At 46.0% G+C, this 20237-nt stretch carries 21 protein-coding genes and 1 tRNA gene; 13 read left to right on the forward strand and 9 right to left on the reverse strand.

All coding sequences use genetic code 11. The annotated features are described in order from the left end of the window. Positions 1 to 2: 2 nt before the first annotated feature. The 6 genes from NQ492_RS16280 to NQ492_RS11745 all read left to right on the forward strand — a co-directional run bounded on the left by NQ492_RS16280 (position 3) and on the right by NQ492_RS11745 (position 5493). Positions 3 to 326, forward strand: a complete 324-nt coding sequence (locus tag NQ492_RS16280) for a hypothetical protein (protein ID WP_394798018.1) — start codon at positions 3 to 5, stop codon at positions 324 to 326. 696 nt (positions 327 to 1022) lie between these two features. After that, a complete protein-coding gene (locus NQ492_RS11725) occupies positions 1023 to 1625 on the forward strand; it encodes a hypothetical protein (RefSeq protein WP_015546247.1) in 603 nt (200 codons plus the stop codon). Between the two features lie 369 nt (positions 1626 to 1994). Then, positions 1995 to 2291: a hypothetical protein gene (locus tag NQ492_RS11730; RefSeq protein ID WP_015546248.1), complete on the forward strand. Its 297-nt coding sequence runs from the start codon at positions 1995 to 1997 to the stop codon at positions 2289 to 2291. A 601-nt stretch (positions 2292 to 2892) separates the two neighbouring features. Then, complete coding sequence (locus NQ492_RS11735) at positions 2893 to 3222, forward strand: hypothetical protein (RefSeq protein ID WP_044054009.1); 330 nt, start codon at positions 2893 to 2895, stop codon at positions 3220 to 3222. Between the two features lie 24 nt (positions 3223 to 3246). Further along, complete coding sequence (locus tag NQ492_RS11740; RefSeq protein ID WP_259872916.1) at positions 3247 to 5187, forward strand: leucine-rich repeat protein; 1941 nt, start codon at positions 3247 to 3249, stop codon at positions 5185 to 5187. 60 nt (positions 5188 to 5247) lie between these two features. After that, positions 5248 to 5493 carry a hypothetical protein gene (locus tag NQ492_RS11745; protein ID WP_015546250.1) on the forward strand — a complete coding sequence of 82 codons (246 nt, stop codon included), beginning with the start codon at positions 5248 to 5250 and terminating at the stop codon, positions 5491 to 5493. An 83-nt stretch (positions 5494 to 5576) separates the two neighbouring features. Here the strand turns inward: NQ492_RS11745 and NQ492_RS11750 are convergent, their stop codons facing one another. After that, on the reverse strand, positions 5577 to 6479 hold the full coding sequence (locus NQ492_RS11750; RefSeq protein WP_015546251.1) for an SIR2 family protein: 903 nt from the start codon (positions 6477 to 6479) through the stop codon (positions 5577 to 5579). A gap of 829 nt (positions 6480 to 7308) precedes the next feature. Between NQ492_RS11750 and NQ492_RS11755 the strand changes: the two genes are divergently transcribed. Further along, a tRNA-Phe gene (locus tag NQ492_RS11755) sits at positions 7309 to 7381 on the forward strand. A 249-nt stretch (positions 7382 to 7630) separates the two neighbouring features. Beyond that, positions 7631 to 8860: a site-specific integrase gene (locus NQ492_RS11760; protein ID WP_015546253.1), complete on the forward strand. Its 1230-nt coding sequence runs from the start codon at positions 7631 to 7633 to the stop codon at positions 8858 to 8860. Positions 8861 to 8943: 83 nt separating this feature from the next. On the opposite strand, the gene NQ492_RS11765 is transcribed toward NQ492_RS11760, so the two are convergent. From NQ492_RS11765 to NQ492_RS11800, 8 genes are all read right to left on the reverse strand, one after another. Further along, on the reverse strand, positions 8944 to 10035 hold the full coding sequence (locus NQ492_RS11765; RefSeq protein WP_015546254.1) for an MBL fold metallo-hydrolase: 1092 nt from the start codon (positions 10033 to 10035) through the stop codon (positions 8944 to 8946). 27 nt (positions 10036 to 10062) lie between these two features. After that, entirely contained in the window at positions 10063 to 11004 is a 942-nt protein-coding gene (locus NQ492_RS11770; protein WP_015546255.1) for a HipA domain-containing protein, read from the reverse strand. A gap of 3 nt (positions 11005 to 11007) precedes the next feature. Continuing rightward, positions 11008 to 11337 carry a HipA N-terminal domain-containing protein gene (locus tag NQ492_RS11775; RefSeq protein WP_044054010.1) on the reverse strand — a complete coding sequence of 110 codons (330 nt, stop codon included), beginning with the start codon at positions 11335 to 11337 and terminating at the stop codon, positions 11008 to 11010. Then, positions 11337 to 11552 carry a helix-turn-helix transcriptional regulator gene (locus NQ492_RS11780; protein WP_044054011.1) on the reverse strand — a complete coding sequence of 72 codons (216 nt, stop codon included), beginning with the start codon at positions 11550 to 11552 and terminating at the stop codon, positions 11337 to 11339. The genes NQ492_RS11775 and NQ492_RS11780 overlap by 1 nt, the downstream gene beginning before the upstream one ends. A gap of 317 nt (positions 11553 to 11869) precedes the next feature. Next, complete coding sequence (locus NQ492_RS11785) at positions 11870 to 12166, reverse strand: helix-turn-helix domain-containing protein (RefSeq protein WP_015546259.1); 297 nt, start codon at positions 12164 to 12166, stop codon at positions 11870 to 11872. Positions 12167 to 12233: 67 nt separating this feature from the next. Next, a complete protein-coding gene (locus NQ492_RS11790; protein ID WP_015546260.1) occupies positions 12234 to 12545 on the reverse strand; it encodes a helix-turn-helix domain-containing protein in 312 nt (103 codons plus the stop codon). Beyond that, positions 12536 to 12874, reverse strand: a complete 339-nt coding sequence (locus NQ492_RS11795; protein ID WP_015546261.1) for a DUF3408 domain-containing protein — start codon at positions 12872 to 12874, stop codon at positions 12536 to 12538. Before NQ492_RS11795 ends, NQ492_RS11790 begins: the two co-directional genes overlap by 10 nt. A gap of 1107 nt (positions 12875 to 13981) precedes the next feature. Next, a complete protein-coding gene (locus tag NQ492_RS11800; protein WP_050794751.1) occupies positions 13982 to 14458 on the reverse strand; it encodes a hypothetical protein in 477 nt (158 codons plus the stop codon). An 801-nt stretch (positions 14459 to 15259) separates the two neighbouring features. Here NQ492_RS11800 and NQ492_RS11805 point away from each other — a divergent pair. The 5 genes from NQ492_RS11805 (at position 15260) to NQ492_RS11825 (ending at position 20218) form a co-directional block, all read left to right on the forward strand. Next, on the forward strand, positions 15260 to 16672 hold the full coding sequence (locus NQ492_RS11805) for an HAD domain-containing protein (RefSeq protein ID WP_015546264.1): 1413 nt from the start codon (positions 15260 to 15262) through the stop codon (positions 16670 to 16672). Further along, positions 16665 to 17402, forward strand: coding sequence for a hypothetical protein (locus NQ492_RS11810; protein ID WP_015546265.1), 738 nt, complete (start codon positions 16665 to 16667; stop codon positions 17400 to 17402). The genes NQ492_RS11805 and NQ492_RS11810 overlap by 8 nt, the downstream gene beginning before the upstream one ends. A 67-nt stretch (positions 17403 to 17469) precedes the next feature. Continuing rightward, positions 17470 to 18399 (forward strand): hypothetical protein, encoded by a 930-nt coding sequence (locus tag NQ492_RS11815; protein ID WP_015546266.1) that lies wholly within the window; start codon positions 17470 to 17472, stop codon positions 18397 to 18399. After that, positions 18396 to 19670 carry an MBL fold metallo-hydrolase gene (locus NQ492_RS11820; protein WP_015546267.1) on the forward strand — a complete coding sequence of 425 codons (1275 nt, stop codon included), beginning with the start codon at positions 18396 to 18398 and terminating at the stop codon, positions 19668 to 19670. Before NQ492_RS11815 ends, NQ492_RS11820 begins: the two co-directional genes overlap by 4 nt. Before the next feature lie 80 nt (positions 19671 to 19750). Continuing rightward, positions 19751 to 20218, forward strand: coding sequence for a WG repeat-containing protein (locus NQ492_RS11825; protein WP_015546268.1), 468 nt, complete (start codon positions 19751 to 19753; stop codon positions 20216 to 20218). The last annotated feature ends 19 nt before the right edge of the window (positions 20219 to 20237 follow it).

A 20237-nucleotide genomic window follows, 5' to 3' on the forward strand; every position in this document is an offset into this window, starting at 1 on the left:
CCATTAAATATTGCTCCAATCACAAGACGAATATTTCCCATGTAACAGAGGAAAAGCTATCCTTACTGACAGGATTGGATGAACGAACCATACGACGGAACATTAAACGCTTAAAGGATACAGGTTATCTGACCGTGCAGACTACCGTTAAAGAAGATGCAGACAGAGGTTTTATAAAGCGAAATACCTACTTTATAAAGCCAGCTATTAAAGACTATTTCTTTTTGGATAGCAGTTTCTTTAAGAGGAACTATCCTGCCAAGATTGCAGGGTTTCTGCTCTTATTAAAGGCAATATGCCTTAATAATACCGATACCGTCCAATGAAGTATATCCCAAATTGCAAAGGCTATCGGATTATCGAGAAATACGACAACTGCCCTTATTAAAGAGTGCCAACAATTAGGACTTATTAAGGCCATAGAGAAAGGTTATGAACTGGCGGCAGGCTGTTTTATCAACTCCTCTGTTAAAAAGACGGATGCAGGGATTTATAAGGAGATATGCGAGTTCTGCAAGATAAAAGGTGTTGCCGTTCCCAAGTGGGATAAACGAGCGATGTCCGTACTGCTTACCAAGTATAATGTAATAGGCTTATCGAGAACAGAGCCAATAAGCATAACCTACCAACTCAATAAACGGTGCAAGACCCTACCCGAAAAGGTATCATTGCCCTACTTTATAAAGGCTCTCGATATGCAGGAACAGTATAATGCAGTTATAGAACAGGTAGAGCAAGACAAACTCGATAAGGAGGATTTCAAAGGTTTTGCATTTGAATAGCAACCAGCAAATAATAATCCATATACAGCCCTCATGCTTACGCATGCAGGGCTTTTCCCATTTAATAAGAGTATGACATATTTTGCGGACATTCGATTTATATAGACCTTTTAATTGTGTTATTCATTTTCTTTTCGCTATTAGATGGCGTGTCGTAGGCACTCGCCCAATAAAAAGAGTAACACATTTTCTTTATTTAGGATAATATTATAATTTTGTGGATATAACAAATTGAATCCTATGGAGAATAAAGAGTATAGAGCGTGGTTTGAGAATACACGAGAAAGCAATTTTAAAACCATAGGACAAACTGAAACTATTTTTGAAGGATTAGTTCTTAAAATAGCATCTGGCGCAATGGCCATATCATTTAGTTTCATTACAGCGTTAGCGCCTAAAATTGAATATAGATGTATGTGGATTCTTGCTGTTGGTTGGGGCGCACTTGCGGCATGTATTATTTGGAATATATTATCTCATATAAAAGCTAAAAATAACTGTCAGAAAAATATACGCGAGATTGACGATTATTTGTGGGGCGATATGAATATCAATAGTGCTGAAAAAATATATAAGGAAATTCAGAAAAGGCATAACGTAATAAAAATTCAAAATCGAAATTTGGATAATTGGTATAATCTTCCAACTGCGGGGTTAATGATTGGAGGCATCGTATTTATTTTGTTGTTTGTGTTTATAAATCTTGCTTGCACCAACCCCGAACAATGTAAATTACAAAAAGAAACTATTAGCCAGACTATTTCATCCATAGAGGGGACAATGGATGGAGTAAAAATCATACAAAAAGACACATTAAGCAGTTTCAATTTCAACAATCAATAAATACAGATAATGGGAAATAACGTACAAACGGAAGGTAAAACACCTCCTATTCCAACTCCACCATCACCACCAACCAAGCCCGTTGGAGATGTAAGAATAAATCTTGGATTGACCCCTACTAATGTAGCTCCCCCGCCTCCACCTCGTCCTAAATCCAAAAATTGAAGAAATGATAAACAATATCAAAATTTACGATTCAAAGGGCAATGATTCTACAAAAGGATTAAATACACAATCTGCCCCTCCACCTCCTCCGCCAATAAAAACTAAATAGCTCCGACAAAGTCGGAGTTTTTTATTTATATCCTGCCCACGAATAAAGTAACAGATCAAAGCCCCTCCCCCTTATTGAATGTAAAACCTAAAAATATGGACAGAGAAACAAGGGCAAAACGCATTGCAGATTTGCATGTGTTTTATGGGCAGAACGAGGTGGTCGAGGAACTAATCCGTGCAGGTAAAATCGACGAGGAATACACTTATCCTTTCGTCGATACGGACGACGAGGTTTTCGAGTGGTGGCTGGTATCACCTTACTTGGCACAGGAGCTCAAACAGCAGGGTGAAGTCATAATCGACGCCCTCGGTTGTCATTGGTGGGGGCGTCAATCGAGCGGACAAGCTATTTACATGGACGCTGCAATACAGGAGATTGCAGGAGCGTAAAACTCGGCCTGCATATCGACATAATAAAAACATAAGTTACAGAGATTAGGGGTATTGCAATTCCGAGAAGATTTTGCAACCTCTAATTTCTGTTTTTATGTTGGTGTAAGGTCGATAATTAGATGCAATGGTTAATTGCAATACGTTGTTTTCGACCTTATGCGTCCTTAATCTTGCAATCGTTTCCCTCAATTTACGAATAACAAAGTTTTGATTCCATAAGGTGTGCTATTGGAAAGATGCTTTGTTTTTGAGAACTTTGTAACTACAATACCCCAAGAGTGTTGCGTATTGAGAAACATTTTCTAACTTTGTAGCATCGTCCTAATGGGCGGTAACATATTAGTTTAGTGAAAGTGTTTCGCTAATCCTTACCGAGAAAATTTGGCGATTTTTAAGTAAGCAAGGATAGGCAATACAAACACTCATCACCGTATATAGGCATATATCATTCTCGATATATACTATTCGGTGTGGGGTATTGTTTATTTGCTTACGGGCTACGCCAAATGCCTCTCGGTAGATAAACGAACAACTCCACACTTTCTTTTTGCATATAACCCACCGCAGTAGGAGTTGATACGGTACATTGAAAATTATTATGTCCCGTTTTGAACAGGTCGCCCAAGAGGTTGCTTCAGATTCTTATTTGAGAGAATGGTATGATAAAATCATGTCAATTCTTGACGACTATCCCCAAGTCGATCTTACGGAAGACAAAATCATTGAAACGGTCGCAAATAGCATAATTACCCGTAGCGGGGATGATGTTCCCAATGATAATGACCGTATTTTCTTTACAAAAATCCTATGGGTTATCCTTGAACGGACGATAGGAAATCATGAATTTCTGCCCAATGCCGAGAACGTGTTGCAAAAGAAACTACATGCAAAGCAAGTAGCCTTACTTACTGAAAAAGTTCAAAATTAATTTATTAACCTAAAAATTGCATTTATGAAAAAACTATTTTTATTCGTTCTTATGGCTGTTATTGCCATATTACCTAACTCGTGTTCCAAAGATGAACCTGCTCCCATAATTATAACGGATATAGAACTTTCTGATGATGAACTAATATTCGATTTTACAGGAGGAATAAAATCGTTAAGGATTGTACTTATGAGAGATAACAACATGGTGAGTGGAGAATGGCAATTAAGTGGTGGAGAACCATGGTGTACACCTTCTCTTACGAATGGCGATACCATGTGGTTAAGCTTTGAAGTCGAACCTTATGAAGGACCGAATGAACGAAAAGCTTTTTTTACTTTTTCTTGTGGTGATATTAAAAAAGAATTTGTGATTTGTCAAAGAGAATATTCTACTATCATTGAAATTTCTCCAACTGAAACTTTAGCAGATGCTTTATGGCATTTGCCTTTAGATAGTGATGATATAAGAGCATTAAAAATTATAGGAAAACTTAGCAAAGATGATTTTGCTACACTTTGTGAAATGAAACAATTAAAAAACCTTGATATTTCAGAGGTGGATATTGCAGAGTTACCTTATAGAGCATTTTCCCATGGTTATGGGATAGATCTCGAAAAATTGATTTTACCTAAAACTTTAACCCAAATTCGAAATAAATGCTTTTCGGGATTAGGAGTCAAGTCCATTACAATTCCTGCCAATGTTGAAGATATTGAATCTAATGAACTAAGACATATTTCCTCTCTTGAAAACATAGGTTTTGAACAAGGATCAAAGCTCAAAACCCTCAGAGGTGGGAAAGATGGTGGGGTATTTTCTGGATGTAATATTGTATCAATTAAAATTCCAGCAAGCGTAGAAACAATTGAAGCAGGGGCGTTTGCTGGTTGCCGTTCCTTAACTACTATAAGTTTTGAAAAGAATTCAAATCTTAAAGATATCCGAAGTGAATCGGCCATTGGTTTTGAGAGCGCTACATCAGATATTATTCGTTATTCATACTATGGAGCCTTTTCAGATTGCTCCTCCTTAACTTCGATAGAGATTCCTGCAAGTGTTGAAACAATAGGAGTTTATGCATTTTTAGGATGTCATTCTTTGGCGAAAGTTACATTTGAAAAAGGTTCAAAACTGAAAGAAATTAGCGGGTATGGTTATTATGTGGAAAAACGGTATCCTGCTACTCATTGGCATGGTGTATTCTCAGATTGCCCAATTACTTCGATAGAAATTCCTGCAAGTGTCGAGAGTATTGAGGAATGTGCATTTAAGGGATGTTCCCAATTAGCATCAGTAACATTTGAAAAAGGCTCAAAACTCAAAACTATTGGCGGAATGAATTTGATTTTTCCAGTATCTTTTGACTCATCTGGAGCCCAAGCCCATTTGGGCGCATTCTCTGATTGTACTGCATTAACTTCGATAGAAATTCCTGCAAGTGTCGAGAGTATTGAGGAATGTGCATTTCAAGGTTGTTCTCAATTAGCATCAGTAACATTTGAAAAAGGCTCAATGCTCAAAACTATTGGCGGTAGGGTCTATGCATACAATAAGGACAATTGCCGATATGGAGCTTTCGGAGCCTTTACAGGTTGTCCAATTACTTCAATAGAAATTCCAGCGAGTGTCGAAACAATTGAAGTAGCTGCATTCCAAGATTGTTCTCAATTAGCATCAGTAACATTTGAAAAAGGCTCAAAACTCAAAACTATTGACGGTAAGTCTGTTTATGGAGGTGTAATATCAGGCAGTAAAGTATATTATTATTACTATGGAGGCTTTGCGAGTACAGCGCTCCAATTATTTGTAATTGACGCAGAAACTCCGCCACTATGTAATAACTATGCTTTCTATGGAGTAAATTCTTCTGCGGTGCTAAAAGTTCCATCAAAAAGCGTTATTAAATATAAGATGGCATCTGAATGGAAAAATTTTTCCAGCATTTTGGGATTAGATGAATAAATGTCAAACCATTCTCCTGCTGTGTTTCGACATGGCAGGAGAGATTAAAAGAAAAAGACTATGGAAAAATTAAGAAAAATTGAATATTACACATCGGATAAATATGACCCCCAAGCAGGTTTTATGGATGGCGGAGATGACGATGATAATAAGACTGCAATAGGCTTGTTTCACCGATTTGCAGATTCTTATCATATCGATAACGGTCGGTATTATCCTTTGACAGAAGCTATTATTGAAGATGAAAAGACGGGCGAAATTAGCTATATAGAGTGTAACCGCATTATACGATTTGTCAACGAGTGAGAATATCTTAATTGATTCGATTTTTTAGGACAGACTTGTGCTAAAGGGTTAACTTATAGACCCTCTGCACAAGTTTGTCCTTTCTATCTTCTCGCCTGTATATTTTGTTCCATTTTCTCTAAAAGATTTACTGTTGCATTCTCCCAATTATTATCTACTAAATCAACGGTTATTAAGTCTACGCCAAATCCAACTAACAAATCATGTTTTGATTTTCGTTTAGCATCTTGAGGCTTAATATCATAATAATAAATTTTATTAAATAAATTCGTTTTAGAACTTTTAATATATCGTTGTCTTTTATTTAATATCCACCAAATATCTATTTCCGAATAATCTAATCCAAAACCAATAATATGTACATTCGTATTATAAAAAAGTTCAATCCATGAAACAGAATCAAAAGATTCTGTCCCATTAAGTTTTGCAATAATTCCATTCAATCTTTTTTCCTTTTTATCTTCTATATATGAATAGTTTCCTTTTAAATATGCATCTATCTTACTTACAGAACCACAATAATGATCAAGTCCTAATGCGATAGATGGAATCCGTTCAATATCTCCATGAACATGCCATATATTAATATCATTGTCTTGATTTGACATTGTGATATGAGTTCGAATACTATATAATGTTTCTTGCTTTCTAAAATCTTTTCGATATAGTTTTTCTTCAAAAATGCTTTCTAATGAAAAATCATAATTTGTGGTTATATAATTTGTAACTCCTATACTATATAATCTCTCATATAGGGAAGATATATCCGTTACTTGTAATTCTTGCTGGATATATTTCTTAATATTAGACTCATCCATAGATTTACTCCGCAAAAGAAGTTCTTCATATATCATAGTATAAGGTTTTTCTGCTAAATCTACCTTTACACTCGCATAGACTGCTAATCGTTTTAATAATTCGTTCCAATCTAATGGTTTGTCAGAAATTCGATTTATACCATTCCCGAAAAAAATAGTTGCATTCATATGATGAAATTTTTACATTTAAAGATACGAATATTTTAATCACATATTAGAAAATATAATTATTTTTTCGTATATTTACGTCATAATCAAAGATTTAATAATAACATAAATTTTAGCTAAAATGAAAAGAAAAACACCAAGTATTGATTGAAAAACGGGCACAGAGACTATCGACGATATTCAAATATCGTATATCTCCAAAGGGGTATCTTATGATAATGACCACGGCGTCTGTCTGTTCGTAGGACGTAGAACTGATGATCCCACACCACGAGAGTTTCACTATATCTTTGAACTCGACATCGACCCTGCAAAAGATATGACCATCTGTTTTCAGAGACGGGGTCGTTATATGGCAGGATTCTCCTATCTGCTAAATCCAAAAGCCGTAGAGGAGGGTTGTCTCGCCATTATATTACCTAACATGGTAGATATTCCTAAGTCCAACTGTATGCTCAATCTTTTTGAAGCTCATATTAAGAGCGATACGGTCGTATTCGGTTACACATCGACGGAGGGAAAACAGAGTTCTTTCAAATTCCCGCTAACTGGGTTCAACGAGAAATATTTAGAACAGTTCATATAAAAACAAAAGCAACACAACATTCTTAAAAGGAGAGAGCAGGGAGGAGGGGAAAATTTTCCCGCGCGTTTTTTCTTTATTTTAGTGTTGTTTTTAACTTGTATCTATAAGATTTACAGATAATTTACTTATTTATTAACCTTGCAATTTGTTTAAACCAGTGTTTAAACCGCAACGAAAAGATAGAAAAAAGGGGCGAACGGGCTATGCGTAAAACGCTGATATACAGCACTATTCATGCGGGATGGTGCCATAGCTCAGTTGGTAGAGCAAAGGACTGAAAATCCTTGTGTCCCCGGTTCGATTCCTGGTGGTACCACTTTGAAGAGAAGCAAAAAGTTGCAAAACCCTGATTTCCAAACGAAATCAGGGTTTTCTCTTTTTGTCGGCGGAGCAAAAAACAGCGGTTTTCGACACCTTTTGGTGGAGCAATCGGTGGAGATGAAAACCACCCCATTTATCTCCACCGAATTTGTGCATTTCTCGCTGAACTGCAACATTTTGCATGACGCTAAATCGGGTCGGATTTCCTACATTTGTCGAACCAGTTAAAGAGCAAGTAGGAACCATGAAAAGAGATTCGTTTCGCGTGCTGTTCTTCCTCAAGAAGACCAGGCTGCTGAAAAACGGAGAGGCCTCCGTTTGCATGCGCATCACCGTCAACGGGACGCGCGTCGAGAACAACATCCGCAAGAGCATCGACCCTGCCCTGTGGAGTCAGGCCAAGGAGACGGCCCGCGGCAAGAGCCGCCGCGCCTGCGACCTGAACACCTATATCGAGGAGGCCCGCATCAAGCTGTATCAAATCTTTTGCGAACTGGAGCAGCAGAACCGCCTCGTCACGGCCCACCTGCTGCAGGAGCTCTTCTTCGGGCAGGAGAAGCCGGAAGAGGTCCGCACGCTGTTGGGAACCATGCAGGAGCACAACGACCAGTGCCGGGCGCTGGTCGGCACGGATTATGCGCTGATTACGGTCCGCCGTTACGAGAGTTGCCGGCGTTATCTGGCCGAGTTGATCCGCCAGCGCTACGGGAAGGAGGATCTGCCCCTCACGGAGGTCAACGGCGAGCTGGTCCGCGCCTTTGCCTTCTATCTGAAGACGGAGAAGGGATGCCAGCAGAATACCGTCATCCGCTACATGAAGTGTTTGAAAAAGATTACCAATCTGGCCTGCGCCAATGACTGGATGGCGAAGGACCCCTTCCTCGGGATTCGTTTTCACGAGAAGGAGGTTGTCCGGGAGTTTCTGACGATGGACGAGTTGCAGACCATCTACCACAAGGAGTTTCCGCTGGAGCGGTTGACGCTGGTCCGCGACGTCTTCATCTTCGCTGCCTTCACGGGGCTGGCCTTCATCGACGTGCAGCAGTTAGCCCCGGAGCATATCGTCCGGGACAACAACGGAAATCTCTGGATCCGCAAACCCCGTCAGAAGACAAAAAACATGTGCAACATCCCGCTGCTGGATATTCCGCAGGAGATTCTGCGCAAGTATGCCGACCACCCCACCTGCCGGAAGAAGGGCGTATTGCTGCCGGTTCCATGCAACCAGAAGATGAACAGCTATCTGAAGGAGATTGCCGACATCTGCATGATCCGCAAGAATCTGACCACGCATTGCGCCAGACACTCGTATGCAACCTCGGTCTGCCTGGTCAACGGCGTCAGTCTGGAGAATGTGGCCAAGATGCTGGGGCACTCCAACATCAAGATGACGCAGCACTATGCCCGGGTTCTCGACAGCTCCATCCTCCGGGACATGATGCAGGTGGAGAGAGCCATCGCCAAGCTGGGATAGCGGGATACGCCCTGCTCTATTTGCAAAACAGCCCGGAGATTCTTATCTCCGGGCTGTTCCATAATACGGACATAATTAGATTATCAGTATATCAACTGCATATAACCACTACCTCTATTTTCTGTTACCTCAAATAAGCACGAACCGGATCTCACTACATCGTCTATTACCCTCATTGAAGGATGACCATATGTATTGTGTATACCAAAAGATACAAAAAATGATTTCTGATTTTTATTGATATCAAAAATACCTACATTAAAATTCTTTAATGCACCATGATGTGGAATTTGAATTGTTCCAATTCGATCAATTACCTGGTTAAGTGCATTTTTCAAATCAGCTAATAGAAGCCCTTGATTTACATCATTGTCTCCAAAATACAGACAACCTTCAGGTCTCAAAAAAGGATGGCGACAAAACTCACAACAGAAACGCGGACGCATACAATATTGATATTGACGCATTATGTATCTGCTGGTTAATCCTCCTGAATAGACGATAAGAGACGTTTTGTTGGCTCCATCTGGAATCACTTTTTTATAGGCTTTCTTAATTTTATCTAGATAGCCCCAGATCGTACTCAAATCTTGTGTGAAAATATCTACAGGCACACCTTGTCCTGCTAATTCAGCCTTTAACTTTTCAAGCCGAACTTTTTGATCATAATTAAATGGGATATAGCACCAATCAATAGTCGCCCACTTAAATTTTGCACCTCCGTTGATAATACCGCCTTCCCTCTCTGTCAGATCAATAAGCTGATTATTAAGTTCCCTTTCATCATTAATATTTGGCTTTACCCTATATACATGGGATGCTATTTCTTCAAGTGAATCATAAAATGCTATGAAATTTTGATTTTCAACACAATAGAACCAATAATCATTCTTCTCTACAAGGGGAACAACTATATTTCTAATTTCTTTTACCCTTTTTTTTAACTCACGAATTCCGTTAATGTGATCATTGTCAAAATGGGAAACGAATAAAATGTCCACTACATCATTTGATGTAAAGACTGATGCAATCTCCTGTATCAATCTTTTGGGTGCGTTTTTATTTATTCCAGATCCACAATCATAAACAACATTATATATTTGATCCTTAGAACATATTCTTTCTGTATAAAATGCGCCTTGTCCAATAGGATGAATAATTCTTGTAACCTCCATAATGCAAGATATTTATATTTCCATCTACTATATCAGTTGGCTGATCCTGTTTCGGATGATCCCCTTGTATTCCTCTTTCATCTCTCGCGGAAGGAATGATCGATCCATATATGCGAACCAGACATCCTGTGACTTCCGAAACTTGTGTAAGATGTTTTCTATAACCTTGTCGCCCAGACCCGCAGTCTGCATGGAAGCGATAAAATCCTCTTTCCGGATTTTCCGCTTCTTGCCATTGAGCGTCAACGCCAGCTCCTCGTTATCCTCCGGCATGACCAGCGCTGTGGAGAGCATGTCGTAAGCCGGAGTAAGCAGATGTTTACCCGGCACCTCGCTATAAAGCGAGAAGTTCTTCAGATGCATGTCGGCATTCCCCGTGATCCACGAAAACACGACCTGATCCCAAAAGTTGACCTGATCCAGCAAGGGGGTTGCAGAGAATCTCCGGATGGTCTTGTCGATCTGTTCGTACGAACCTTTGTATTTGTGCTCGGTCAGACGCCCGGTCAACTGGCACATATCTTCCATGGGTAATTTCTCACCCTGGGAAGTGCGGTCTATACGGCGTGTGATATAGCACAGTTCGCCATCAGCAAAGCGAATCAGACTATGAGGCACGACCCTTATTCTGGCCAGTTCGGCCAAATGCATCGTTAAATCTTCCAACTCGGGCAAATGGGCGAATCGTTCGGTTGGAGGTTTCAGAATATACCGTCCCCACAGCCCGACAATCGTAAAACGGTCGACCTCGTTTCGTCCACCCTTGAGAATATCGAGCGACAATTTTGCCTGTACCCCCGTAAGTGTCGTCTGGCTACGAATTACCTGTCGGGCAAGATCTGTCAGATTTTCGCGCGTATAGGGTAGTTCGGGAGGACACGACGTCCCGAATATTTTTTGGGAACAACGCTTGTGGAAATCCTTTTCACCCACGGTCAACTCCCCGTAACAATACAAACATACCGCCATCGATTACTCCTCCTTGGTGATTACGGGTTGAACTCCAACAGCTCCGATACAATCCTTACAGCAGGCCAAAAGCAAGGCCATGCGATCGCGGGCATCGATTTTCCAGTTCCTTTCGGCAATATCCAACAACCAGCCCTCGGGAATCAACCCGTCAAAAAACGGGAACAGCACTTTATCCCGATAGGGACGATCGCTCAACGGAAGGGTCAGACTCACAGCCTGCGCATCCGGTGCAGCCAAATAACCGGCATCGTATACGAATGTATAACCGTTCTCGTCTTCAATCAGGATGCCGGCCCGTCGATCCTGAAAAAATACAACAGCTTGTTTCATCATTCATCGGTTTTAGTCATCGGTACGGCTCCCACCTCATAGCCAAACAGATTCAGAATCTGGTTGACCTTGTCAAGACGAAGTGTCGGCTTGCCCTGCTCCAGTTCGCGGATAAAACGCAGTCCCACACCGGACTTCTCGGCAAGTTCCACCTGTGTCAGATGATATTGTCGGCGCATCGACTTGACTGAGTTTGATAGTGATGTCTGTTTCATGATTTATACCCCTTTGGGTACAAATATATCAAATATTTTTCATTTCATACCCTTACGGGTATAAATTTATATTTAATCATCCCTATTATACCCGATAGGTGGCACATGACACTCCTTTTCATCCGGCAGCAAGGTAATGGGCCGGAGCGAAATGCCAACCTCACGCCCCGAGGGATTTTCCCGGCAGGAGCCTCCGCAGATGGAGATGCTCCCCGGGAAAAAGGTTGTCGTATTCGCTCCGGCCCGTTTTTGGAGATGCTACCGATGAAAAGGAGAAAAACTATGAACGCCGACGTTGTGAGATTTCTGCCCCTTGTCTACCGAAATTCGTTGCGATAACCCTCCTCCAGCATCCGTTCGATATCCGAGGAGCGGTAAAGAATCTTGCCGCCCAACTTGATGTAGGGAATCCGTCCCTGGTTGCGGTAATCCTGCAAACTCCGGCGGCTGATCTTCAGCCGCTGCGAAAGCTCCTCGTCCGTATAGAAGCTCTCGCCGTCCAACGAAGACTTGCGCTTCGAAAACAACGTCTCCAACGCTTTGGAAAGACGCTCCAGCGCTTGGAAGTACGAGCGGATCCGCTCGTCATGCTCCGTAATCAATTCATTGCCCATTTTCCGTCTGTTTGATGCGAGATCCGGCCTGACACCACTACGAGTGCCACGATCCGGACCCCGCCGTTTATACCCCGTTTCTGCGCTTCTGCTCGTGCCTGCGTCGCGCTTCCAGCACCGCAAGGAACGACCGTACATCTTCGGCCCGGTAGTAGATCTTGTGGTTGATCTGCGTGTAGGAGAGAGACCCGTTGCCGCGAAGGGTCTGCAACGTCCGTTTGGAGATGTTCAGCAGCAGGCAGACCTGCTGGTTGTCCAGCCACGGCTCCGGCTCGCCGATACGGTGCGCATGGCAGAGCGCGTCCATCCGTCGGGCGAACTCCTCGAACCGCGTGAGCATCCGCTCAAAGGTCCGGGATTCTACATTGACTATTCCCATGGCAGAGTCGTTTTAAGATCCCGGGAAAGCGACTGGAGCCGATTGCGACACCAGACTGTAATCTCCTCGTCGAAGGTTGCGAAGTGGTGTTCCAGCACGCGGTCCAGATAGCTGTACATCGAGATTTTGTCGTTGTCGAGGAGTCGCACGATTCGCTGGATCCGTTGGTGAAACTCCGGACGGACATAAATGGCCTTGCCGTGGAGAGCTGCGGTCTTGACCGGCTGCAGGAAGAGGCGCTCATAGTTGGAGACTTTTCTCGATAAAGTCCCGGAATCGAGGGACACCGTTCGGCTGTCGCCCCGAAGTTCATTCTTCTGTTCTTGCATAATGATTGGCTTTTATGGTTTCGAGAGCGAATATAGAGGTAGCGGAGGCGTTTTCTCCACCATTCGCGTTCTATGGCAGTGGTTGGCGTCGGTGTGGCACAGGTTGGCGTCGGTGAGAGTCCAAATAGCGTATTGGAAGACATTCCTTTGGCGTGCCAAAAAGAAAATCTGACATTTTGCTTTTGGGCGGACTGAAGAAGGAGATTGCCAGTCCGACAAGGGAGGTGGCAGCAACCCTAATACCTCTGCGTCCTCAACATAAAGTCCCCTACAGACATCAATAGATCAAGGGGACAAGAGATCCGTAACCCAAGGTATCATGAACTCCGGGAAACAAGACTTCAAGGGCTCTTGAGGTCAAGAGAACATGACGCCAGAAGATCATGAAGCCATGAGTCCAAGACCTCAACAGGGTCTAAGCTCCAGATTTCAGGACTTCATGAGGCCCGGACGTCAAGAACTCCTGAGATCTGGACTTCATGACCTCTGGAGCTTACGAGTCCAAGAGCTTTTGATTTTGGGACATCAGGTACTCATGACGTCTGGATATCAAGATGCCAAGACTTCAATCCGTATTGATTTCCTGGCATCACTATCTCATGATGGATTGAGTTCAAGATTTATTCATTCCGTTTTGGTGCAGTTTTGTTCCCGATGTCAGCTTCGGGACCGGACGGTTCGTCTCTTCAGATTGGCCGGCGAACAAGTGGGAACGGGACGTGATATTCGACCCGTTTTTGGGGGGTCAGAAACATTATATGTTTTGCCCCCGGCAAGCTGTGTTTTCCGTTACGCGAAATAGATTTCGTAACAGAAAACAGCTTGCCCGCAAGGGGGTGGAAAACTCCTCCGAAGTCGTCGTTTTTTACCGGGGCCACCGTGGCCCGACCCGAAATTTGGCCGGCGAAGGATTTTCGAGCCCCCTTCGCCAGAAAACAGGGAAGATCCGGTCATTTTGGCGAGGAAAAGTGGCGGTTAATCGCCCGAATCAGACTTCAAAACAGCCCGTTTTCGACCGATTTTCGGCGGTTGAAGATGCAAAATCTCGATCATTCAGAACCGGGTTTAGTTCCGGTTTTTCGGGGAAATTCCGGCTCAAACGACGATTTATTGCGGGAAACAACGTACCGGTTTGCGCCCCAGTTCCAGCCCGCAGAGGACATCGAGCGAGCTGGGGCGGCGGTCCGAGCGGAGGGCATAGACACTCTCTTCGGCCATTGTGGCGATGGTGTAGTTGCGGGTTTGGGCCGTTTGCCAACCGGTCCGGCGGGCGTTGCGGACGGCAAAGATCAAGATGCGCTGCTCGGCCAAGGCCTCTTCGACGGCAGGAGGGTAGCGACGGTAGAGAGTTCGTCCCAAGGCCCAGATTACCGGGTGGCGGGCTTTCAGCAGGAGTTCAAAGACGGATTTTTCGAGCGGCGACTGGAAACCGCTGATTACGACACGGTCGGTTGCGCAACACGCCTTGGCCCAGCGCAAGGCTTGTTCCTCGACAGCCGGAGAGACGACGCGTGAAGCGAAGAAGGCGACCTTCCGGCGGTCGAGCAGGGCAAGGTTGCCCGTGTAGTCGTAATCGAAAGCCATAAAAAACGTGGGTTGCCGCATTGACTTATCCCACGCTCAGGCCTTCGCTGCCCCACATTGAAACAAGTAACACGGACAGCCCACGCGAAACGTGTATCATGCACATAGCAAGCCAAAGGCCTGCGGGCACAATACATGCGTCCACGAGGCGTCCAGTTACATCTCTTTCAATGTGTCAAGTTTGCGAAGTTTGAGCGTGAAAGAAAACGTAACGAAACGTTCGTAAATATGTCTGGCTCTGTCCGCAGAGGCACGAAACCATTTACAAAAATAGGAAATTAAATCGGAAAACCGCCAACGGCCGCTGATTTTTGCGGCAAAAACTCCATCCGATAGCAAAATGCTACAATAGGAAAATCTAATATCTAAGGCTCCAACCTCCTCTCCCGTTAAGCATACAACGGATAACGAAGATTCCCCCATGTTTGTCAGTCTTCCGATTGTTGTCTGGGATCTTCGGGATTGGACGCCCGAACGCCGTAACAAATTTGAGCGAGAAGCTCAGAACACAAGCTACCTTTGATTTTCAACGGTTTATGCAACTCCATCACAAAACCGATTCTCCCGTAAAAAGGCATGACCCGGCTGCAGATTGTTCGCAAACGAATATCGGGTCATACCTTACTGTATTCAATATCTTCTTTTATGCTCTACTCAAGCAAAGTTCAATAGCCAATCTGCCAGAATCCGGCGCACGCGCTCTTTTTGAGAAAAAATCAGCGGCAAATATGAAAACTCCGACTATATGCATGATTTCAGCACATACTCTTGCTACCTTTGTACCAGAAAAAGACAAACACCATGGCATCCAATCTCTTCAAAAGGTACATCTGGCTGGCCGACACGATTCATCGCTATGGCCCCATCACGCTGGCCGAGATCCGCACCCGCTGGCAGCGCAGCGCGCTCTATGACGGCCGTCCGCTGGCACGGCGGACCTTCCACTCCCACCGCGACGCGGTCGAAGAACTGTTCGACCTCTCGATTGTCTGCGACGAACACACCAACCGTTACTCCATTGCCAACAGCGAGGATCTCAACTCGCACAACATCACAAACTGGTTGCTCGATAGTTTTGCCGTCGGGCAGTCGCTGCGCGAGGCCCACACGCTGCATAACCGCGTGCTGGTCGAGGAGGTTCCCTCGGCCCGGGGGCATCTTCCCGAACTGCTCGACGCCATGCGCGAGAACCGGCAGGTGGTCGTTACCTATCAGCCCTTCACGGGGGACGAGGCCTTCGACCTCCGTCTTCGGCCGCTTTTCGTCAAGCTCCGCGACCGGCGCTGGTACCTCTACGCCGACAAGCCCGACAATGCGAAGACCAAGCTCTATGCACTGGACCGCATGGTGAAGATCCGCGTGATCGACGATCGCTTTACGCCGCCCAAGGAGCTGGATCCGGCCGGCTACCTGGCCGGGGCCTTCGGCGTGGCGGTCTATGACGACATCTGTCCCTGCACAATCCGTGTCCGGGTTGCGGGCGACGGCGTCAAGTATCTCCGCACGCTGCCCCTCCACGCTTCGCAGCAGGAGGTCGAGACGCATGACGACTATGCCATTTTCGAATTTCACGTGGCACCGACGCCGGAGTTTTACCAGGCCATGTTAAACTGCCACTGCAACTTTGAGGTGCTCTTGCCGGACAATGTACGGGAGGAGATGCGGCGCATCATCGGGGACCTCGGTGCTCTCTACGATCACAACGTCCAGAAAGTGATCTTTCTCGATTTCGACGGCGTGATGAATACCGAGCGTTACATTGCCGAACGGCGCAGGAACGGGCTTCCGGTTTCGGACCGCTACGGTTATCTGTTCGACCCTGAGGCGGTGGAGAACCTGCGGCGGATTATCGATGCAACCGGCGCCGAGGTGGTCATCTCCTCGTCATGGCGCCTCGAGGGAGAGGAGCGAATGAAAGACATGTGGCATGAGCGGGCTCTGCCGGGGCAGCTGATCGGCATAACCGGTCAATCGCTGCATGCCAACTTCCCGATGTCCGCCGGAGAGACGGCCGGAGCCGCCAAGGGCGAGGAGATACGCGGTTGGCTGAAAGAGCACGCTTCGAAGCCATACCGCTATGTGATTTTTGACGATGAAGCGGATATCCGACCGGAACAGCGACCGCATTTCATTCAAACCGATCCCCGCATCGGCATTACCCGTGCGGATGCCGAACGGGCCATCCAGATTTTAAACGGCGAAGACCATGACTGACAAGAAAAAACAATACACTCAAAAAACAGCGACTTCGTTCCGGACGTTCGGCCAGCGGGCCGATGCTCCGAAAACAGCAGAGGCCGTCATCCCGATTGCCATTATCGACCAACAGGGCCGAAACTACACACTGCGGAATGTCGAGGGATTGCAACTCCGGATCGACGAATCGTTAATCATAGACAACGGATTGCATATCGATGCGCAAGCAGGGAAACTGCTCGTCCCCGAATCACTCGTCCGGGCCTGGTTTGAACCGATCCGCCGAGAGCGACAGAAGCGGGAAGAGCAACGGCTCCAGGATCTCTTTGCCGAATCGGTGCCGCTTATCTGGCGCCAGCGTGAACGGATTCTTGCCGATCCGCAACTCTTCGGGGTCCGCACTCCGATGCGCATCCGCATGGCCTATGTATCGATGAGGGATTCGGGGCCCTATCCGCTGGGCGTGGTGGTCCGGGCATGGACCGAATACGAGGAGCGCTACACGCGCGTATGCCCGAAATGCGGCGGACAGATGCTGATCTTCTCCTTCTCGGGGTCACCGTTAAGCGGCCGCAGCAGCCATTCGGCCACATGCACCGCATGCGGCTACCAACAACGTCACGTCGACGAAGGCAGTTTCGGGCGCCTTGCCTCACCGATCACGCGTATCGCCGGCCAGTATCGGGATCTGCCGAAGGACGATGCACTGCCGTTCGAAGAGGCGATCAACCTTCTACAACATCTTTAAACCGGCAACATGTTTGCCTTTTTCCATTTTACCTTTAACTTTGTATAGGACCTTAAAATAAAGCTTTATGGATGCACAAACTTTAAAAAAGCAACTTGGATTTCGTCTTTTTCCTTCCAAACTGGATATCAATCTGGACGAAAACAAGGACATACTCTACATCGGAATAGAAGCCTCATCCGTGTGCGATAACATGCAACAAGACTCATCTGCTTTTGAGGGATGGATCTTTTGTATTTATGCACCCATGCAAGATAAAATAAAACAAGTCGAACTTTCGTGGCTGATTCCAGACGAAAAAGATCAAAACACACATTATAATCGATTTTTGTATCGGGTAATCAAAATGCAACAGCATTTCAACTGGTTTTCGGTTGCTTCGGACAATCATCAAGAGCTTGCAGCATTCCGAAACAGATACAAAGATGTCAAACTGGTTTTAAACCAGCCGAGGGTTGCCGGGAAGCAAACGGACCTCAAGGAAAAGACAGAGGCCTTCTTCGAAAGAGCCTTCATGGACGAAAAACAGTTTTACAAGGGGATTCAGTTCGACTCATTCAACCATCAATTGCCTGTCGGTCTTTTCATGGACAGCATATCGCAAAACAGTTCGATTTTTCCGGGGAATAAAGGCGCTATTGACCTGTGGGGAATCAGAAAGGATGAATTTTGGATTTTCGAGCTCAAATTCAACAACAGCAAAGTCGGAATTTTATCCGAAATTCTGTTTTATCTGTGGATCATGGAGGACTTGTTCTTCACGCGGAAAATAGCTTATGATCCATCGGGAAAGAGCAATACGATTCGGGATTTGAATCGGGTTTATGATTTGGCTCAAGCCGGGATTTCCAAACTTCACGGGGTTTTATTAACGGATAAATTACATCCGTATATTGATAATAGGGTCATTGATTTTATCAATAAGACAAATCAGGAATCGCGCATACTCCTGTCGGTTCAAATGTACAAGCCTCGCATTACGGTAAAATTGCTATGACCATCACCATCCACCGCGGAACACACGAAATCGGGGGCAGTTGTGTCGAGATACGGACCCCGCAGGCAAAAATCCTGCTCGATCTGGGTCTGCCGCTCGATTTCGACTCCCGGTCCCAGGAGCAGCAGGAGCAAATCCGCCGCGAGGCCCTCGAATGGGCGCAGGAAGCCGATGCCATCTTCATCAGCCACTACCATGCCGATCACCACGGCCTGCTGCCCGATACGCACCGGGATGTGGCCATCTACGCTACGGCCGGGACAGCGGCCATGATGCACGTCACCGAGGTGATTCATGGACGCGGCGATGCCGACTATCTGCACCATATCAACGTCCTCTCCAAGGAGGCTGACGACCGGAAGTTCGAGCCGATAATCGTGGACGATATCCGCATCACGCCCTACACGGTCGACCATGCGGCCTATGATGCCTGCGCCTTCCTGATCGAAGCCGAAGGCCGGCGAATCCTCTACAGCGGAGACATTCGCCGCCACGGGGTGAAAGGTTTTCTCTATCACAACCTGCCCCGGAAGGTCGACTGCCTGCTGCTCGAGGGGACCAACCTGGCCACCGAAAAGGAGTGTATGAGCGAAGCGGAGATTTGCGAACGTTTCAAGGAGCAGTTCCGCACCGATGCCGACAAGCTGCACTACATCTGGTGCTCGGGGCAGAACATCGACCGGATCGTCCAGATCTACAAGGCGGCGCTCGTCTGTTCGCGCAAGCTGATTGTGGATACCTACGTCGCCTATGTGCTGGAAGCGGTCCACCGTTTCAAGTCGTCGATTCCGTCGCCGCTCTCTCCGTTCGAGGGACACGATGTTTTCCGGTATTTCTGTTTGCCCGCCCAATTGAAACGGCTCGAAGAGGCCGGAGATCCGGAGATTGTGGAGCGTCTGAAGGCACTTTCGACGGTCGACACGAAAGACATCGGACGCAATCCGGGCAAATATGCCTGGCTCATCCGCCCTTCCATGCTGTACTACATGCAGAAGTACAGCCACACGCCATCGGTCGTAGTTACCTCGATCTGGGAGGGGTATGAAAAAGACGAGCCCGAATTCATGGATTGGATCCGGGAGCGGGGTTTTACCAATCCGCACATCCATACCAGCGGCCATGCCGATGCGAAATCGCTGCAGTCGATTGTCCGACATGTCGATCCCGGGCTGTTGATCCCGATCCATACCGCCGTTCCGGAACGTTTCGCCACGCTCTTCCCCGACCGGACAATCCGCTGTCCGCAGGACAATGAACCGATCGAGTTGTAAGCCTCTTTTCTCCAGATTCAGCCCTGCTGTGCCGCCATTCCGCACAGCAGGGCTTTTACTTTGTCGAAAAGGCAGAGTATATGGGAATCAGATACTACTACAAAAATGGCAAGACAGGATTTCAGACCTCGGGCGGATGCCATCTTACGAAGGCGTATTGGGACGAAGCCTGGCTGCTGGATGATACGGACCGGGCATTGGTACGCGACGGCGAGGGGTACGCACTGTTGCGCATCCGCAGCGGACAACTCATTCGTTTGGATTGTGACCGTGCGGCTCCTTATGGCGACACCCTGTTGCGCATCCGACGCAACGGGAGATACGGTCTGATGGATTTCGAGGGCCGCACCATCATTCCTCCACGATACGATCTGTTGACCAACCACTTCTCTCAATTCAATATCATCAGCCGCCGAGGCCGCTACGGATTGCTCAACCGGCAGGGCGGATGGGCGCAACCACTCCGTTACGACGTGATTCTGCCCGTCAACCAACGGGGCAACGATCGTCTGGCCTGCATCCGCCGACACAAGGTGGTATTTTTGTGAGATAATCATCTTTTTCCAC

This window comes from Alistipes shahii WAL 8301 (genome assembly GCF_025145845.1).
GTDB classification, from domain to species: Bacteria; Bacteroidota; Bacteroidia; order Bacteroidales; family Rikenellaceae; genus Alistipes; species Alistipes shahii.

Coding starts and splice junctions, on each gene's coding strand:
- NQ492_RS11725 (WP_015546247.1), top strand. CDS start 1,023: ATGGAGAATAAAGAGTATAGAGCGTGGTTTGAGAATACACGAGAAAGC.
- NQ492_RS11730 (WP_015546248.1), top strand. CDS start 1,995: ATGGACAGAGAAACAAGGGCAAAACGCATTGCAGATTTGCATGTGTTT.
- NQ492_RS11735 (WP_044054009.1), top strand. CDS start 2,893: ATGTCCCGTTTTGAACAGGTCGCCCAAGAGGTTGCTTCAGATTCTTAT.
- NQ492_RS11740 (WP_259872916.1), top strand. CDS start 3,247: ATGAAAAAACTATTTTTATTCGTTCTTATGGCTGTTATTGCCATATTA.
- NQ492_RS11745 (WP_015546250.1), top strand. CDS start 5,248: ATGGAAAAATTAAGAAAAATTGAATATTACACATCGGATAAATATGAC.
- NQ492_RS11750 (WP_015546251.1), bottom strand. CDS start 6,479: ATGAATGCAACTATTTTTTTCGGGAATGGTATAAATCGAATTTCTGAC.
- NQ492_RS11760 (WP_015546253.1), top strand. CDS start 7,631: ATGAAAAGAGATTCGTTTCGCGTGCTGTTCTTCCTCAAGAAGACCAGG.
- NQ492_RS11765 (WP_015546254.1), bottom strand. CDS start 10,035: ATGGAGGTTACAAGAATTATTCATCCTATTGGACAAGGCGCATTTTAT.
- NQ492_RS11770 (WP_015546255.1), bottom strand. CDS start 11,004: ATGGCGGTATGTTTGTATTGTTACGGGGAGTTGACCGTGGGTGAAAAG.
- NQ492_RS11775 (WP_044054010.1), bottom strand. CDS start 11,337: ATGAAACAAGCTGTTGTATTTTTTCAGGATCGACGGGCCGGCATCCTG.
- NQ492_RS11780 (WP_044054011.1), bottom strand. CDS start 11,552: ATGAAACAGACATCACTATCAAACTCAGTCAAGTCGATGCGCCGACAA.
- NQ492_RS11785 (WP_015546259.1), bottom strand. CDS start 12,166: ATGGGCAATGAATTGATTACGGAGCATGACGAGCGGATCCGCTCGTAC.
- NQ492_RS11790 (WP_015546260.1), bottom strand. CDS start 12,545: ATGGGAATAGTCAATGTAGAATCCCGGACCTTTGAGCGGATGCTCACG.
- NQ492_RS11795 (WP_015546261.1), bottom strand. CDS start 12,874: ATGCAAGAACAGAAGAATGAACTTCGGGGCGACAGCCGAACGGTGTCC.
- NQ492_RS11800 (WP_050794751.1), bottom strand. CDS start 14,458: ATGGCTTTCGATTACGACTACACGGGCAACCTTGCCCTGCTCGACCGC.
- NQ492_RS11805 (WP_015546264.1), top strand. CDS start 15,260: ATGGCATCCAATCTCTTCAAAAGGTACATCTGGCTGGCCGACACGATT.
- NQ492_RS11810 (WP_015546265.1), top strand. CDS start 16,665: ATGACTGACAAGAAAAAACAATACACTCAAAAAACAGCGACTTCGTTC.
- NQ492_RS11815 (WP_015546266.1), top strand. CDS start 17,470: ATGGATGCACAAACTTTAAAAAAGCAACTTGGATTTCGTCTTTTTCCT.
- NQ492_RS11820 (WP_015546267.1), top strand. CDS start 18,396: ATGACCATCACCATCCACCGCGGAACACACGAAATCGGGGGCAGTTGT.
- NQ492_RS11825 (WP_015546268.1), top strand. CDS start 19,751: ATGGGAATCAGATACTACTACAAAAATGGCAAGACAGGATTTCAGACC.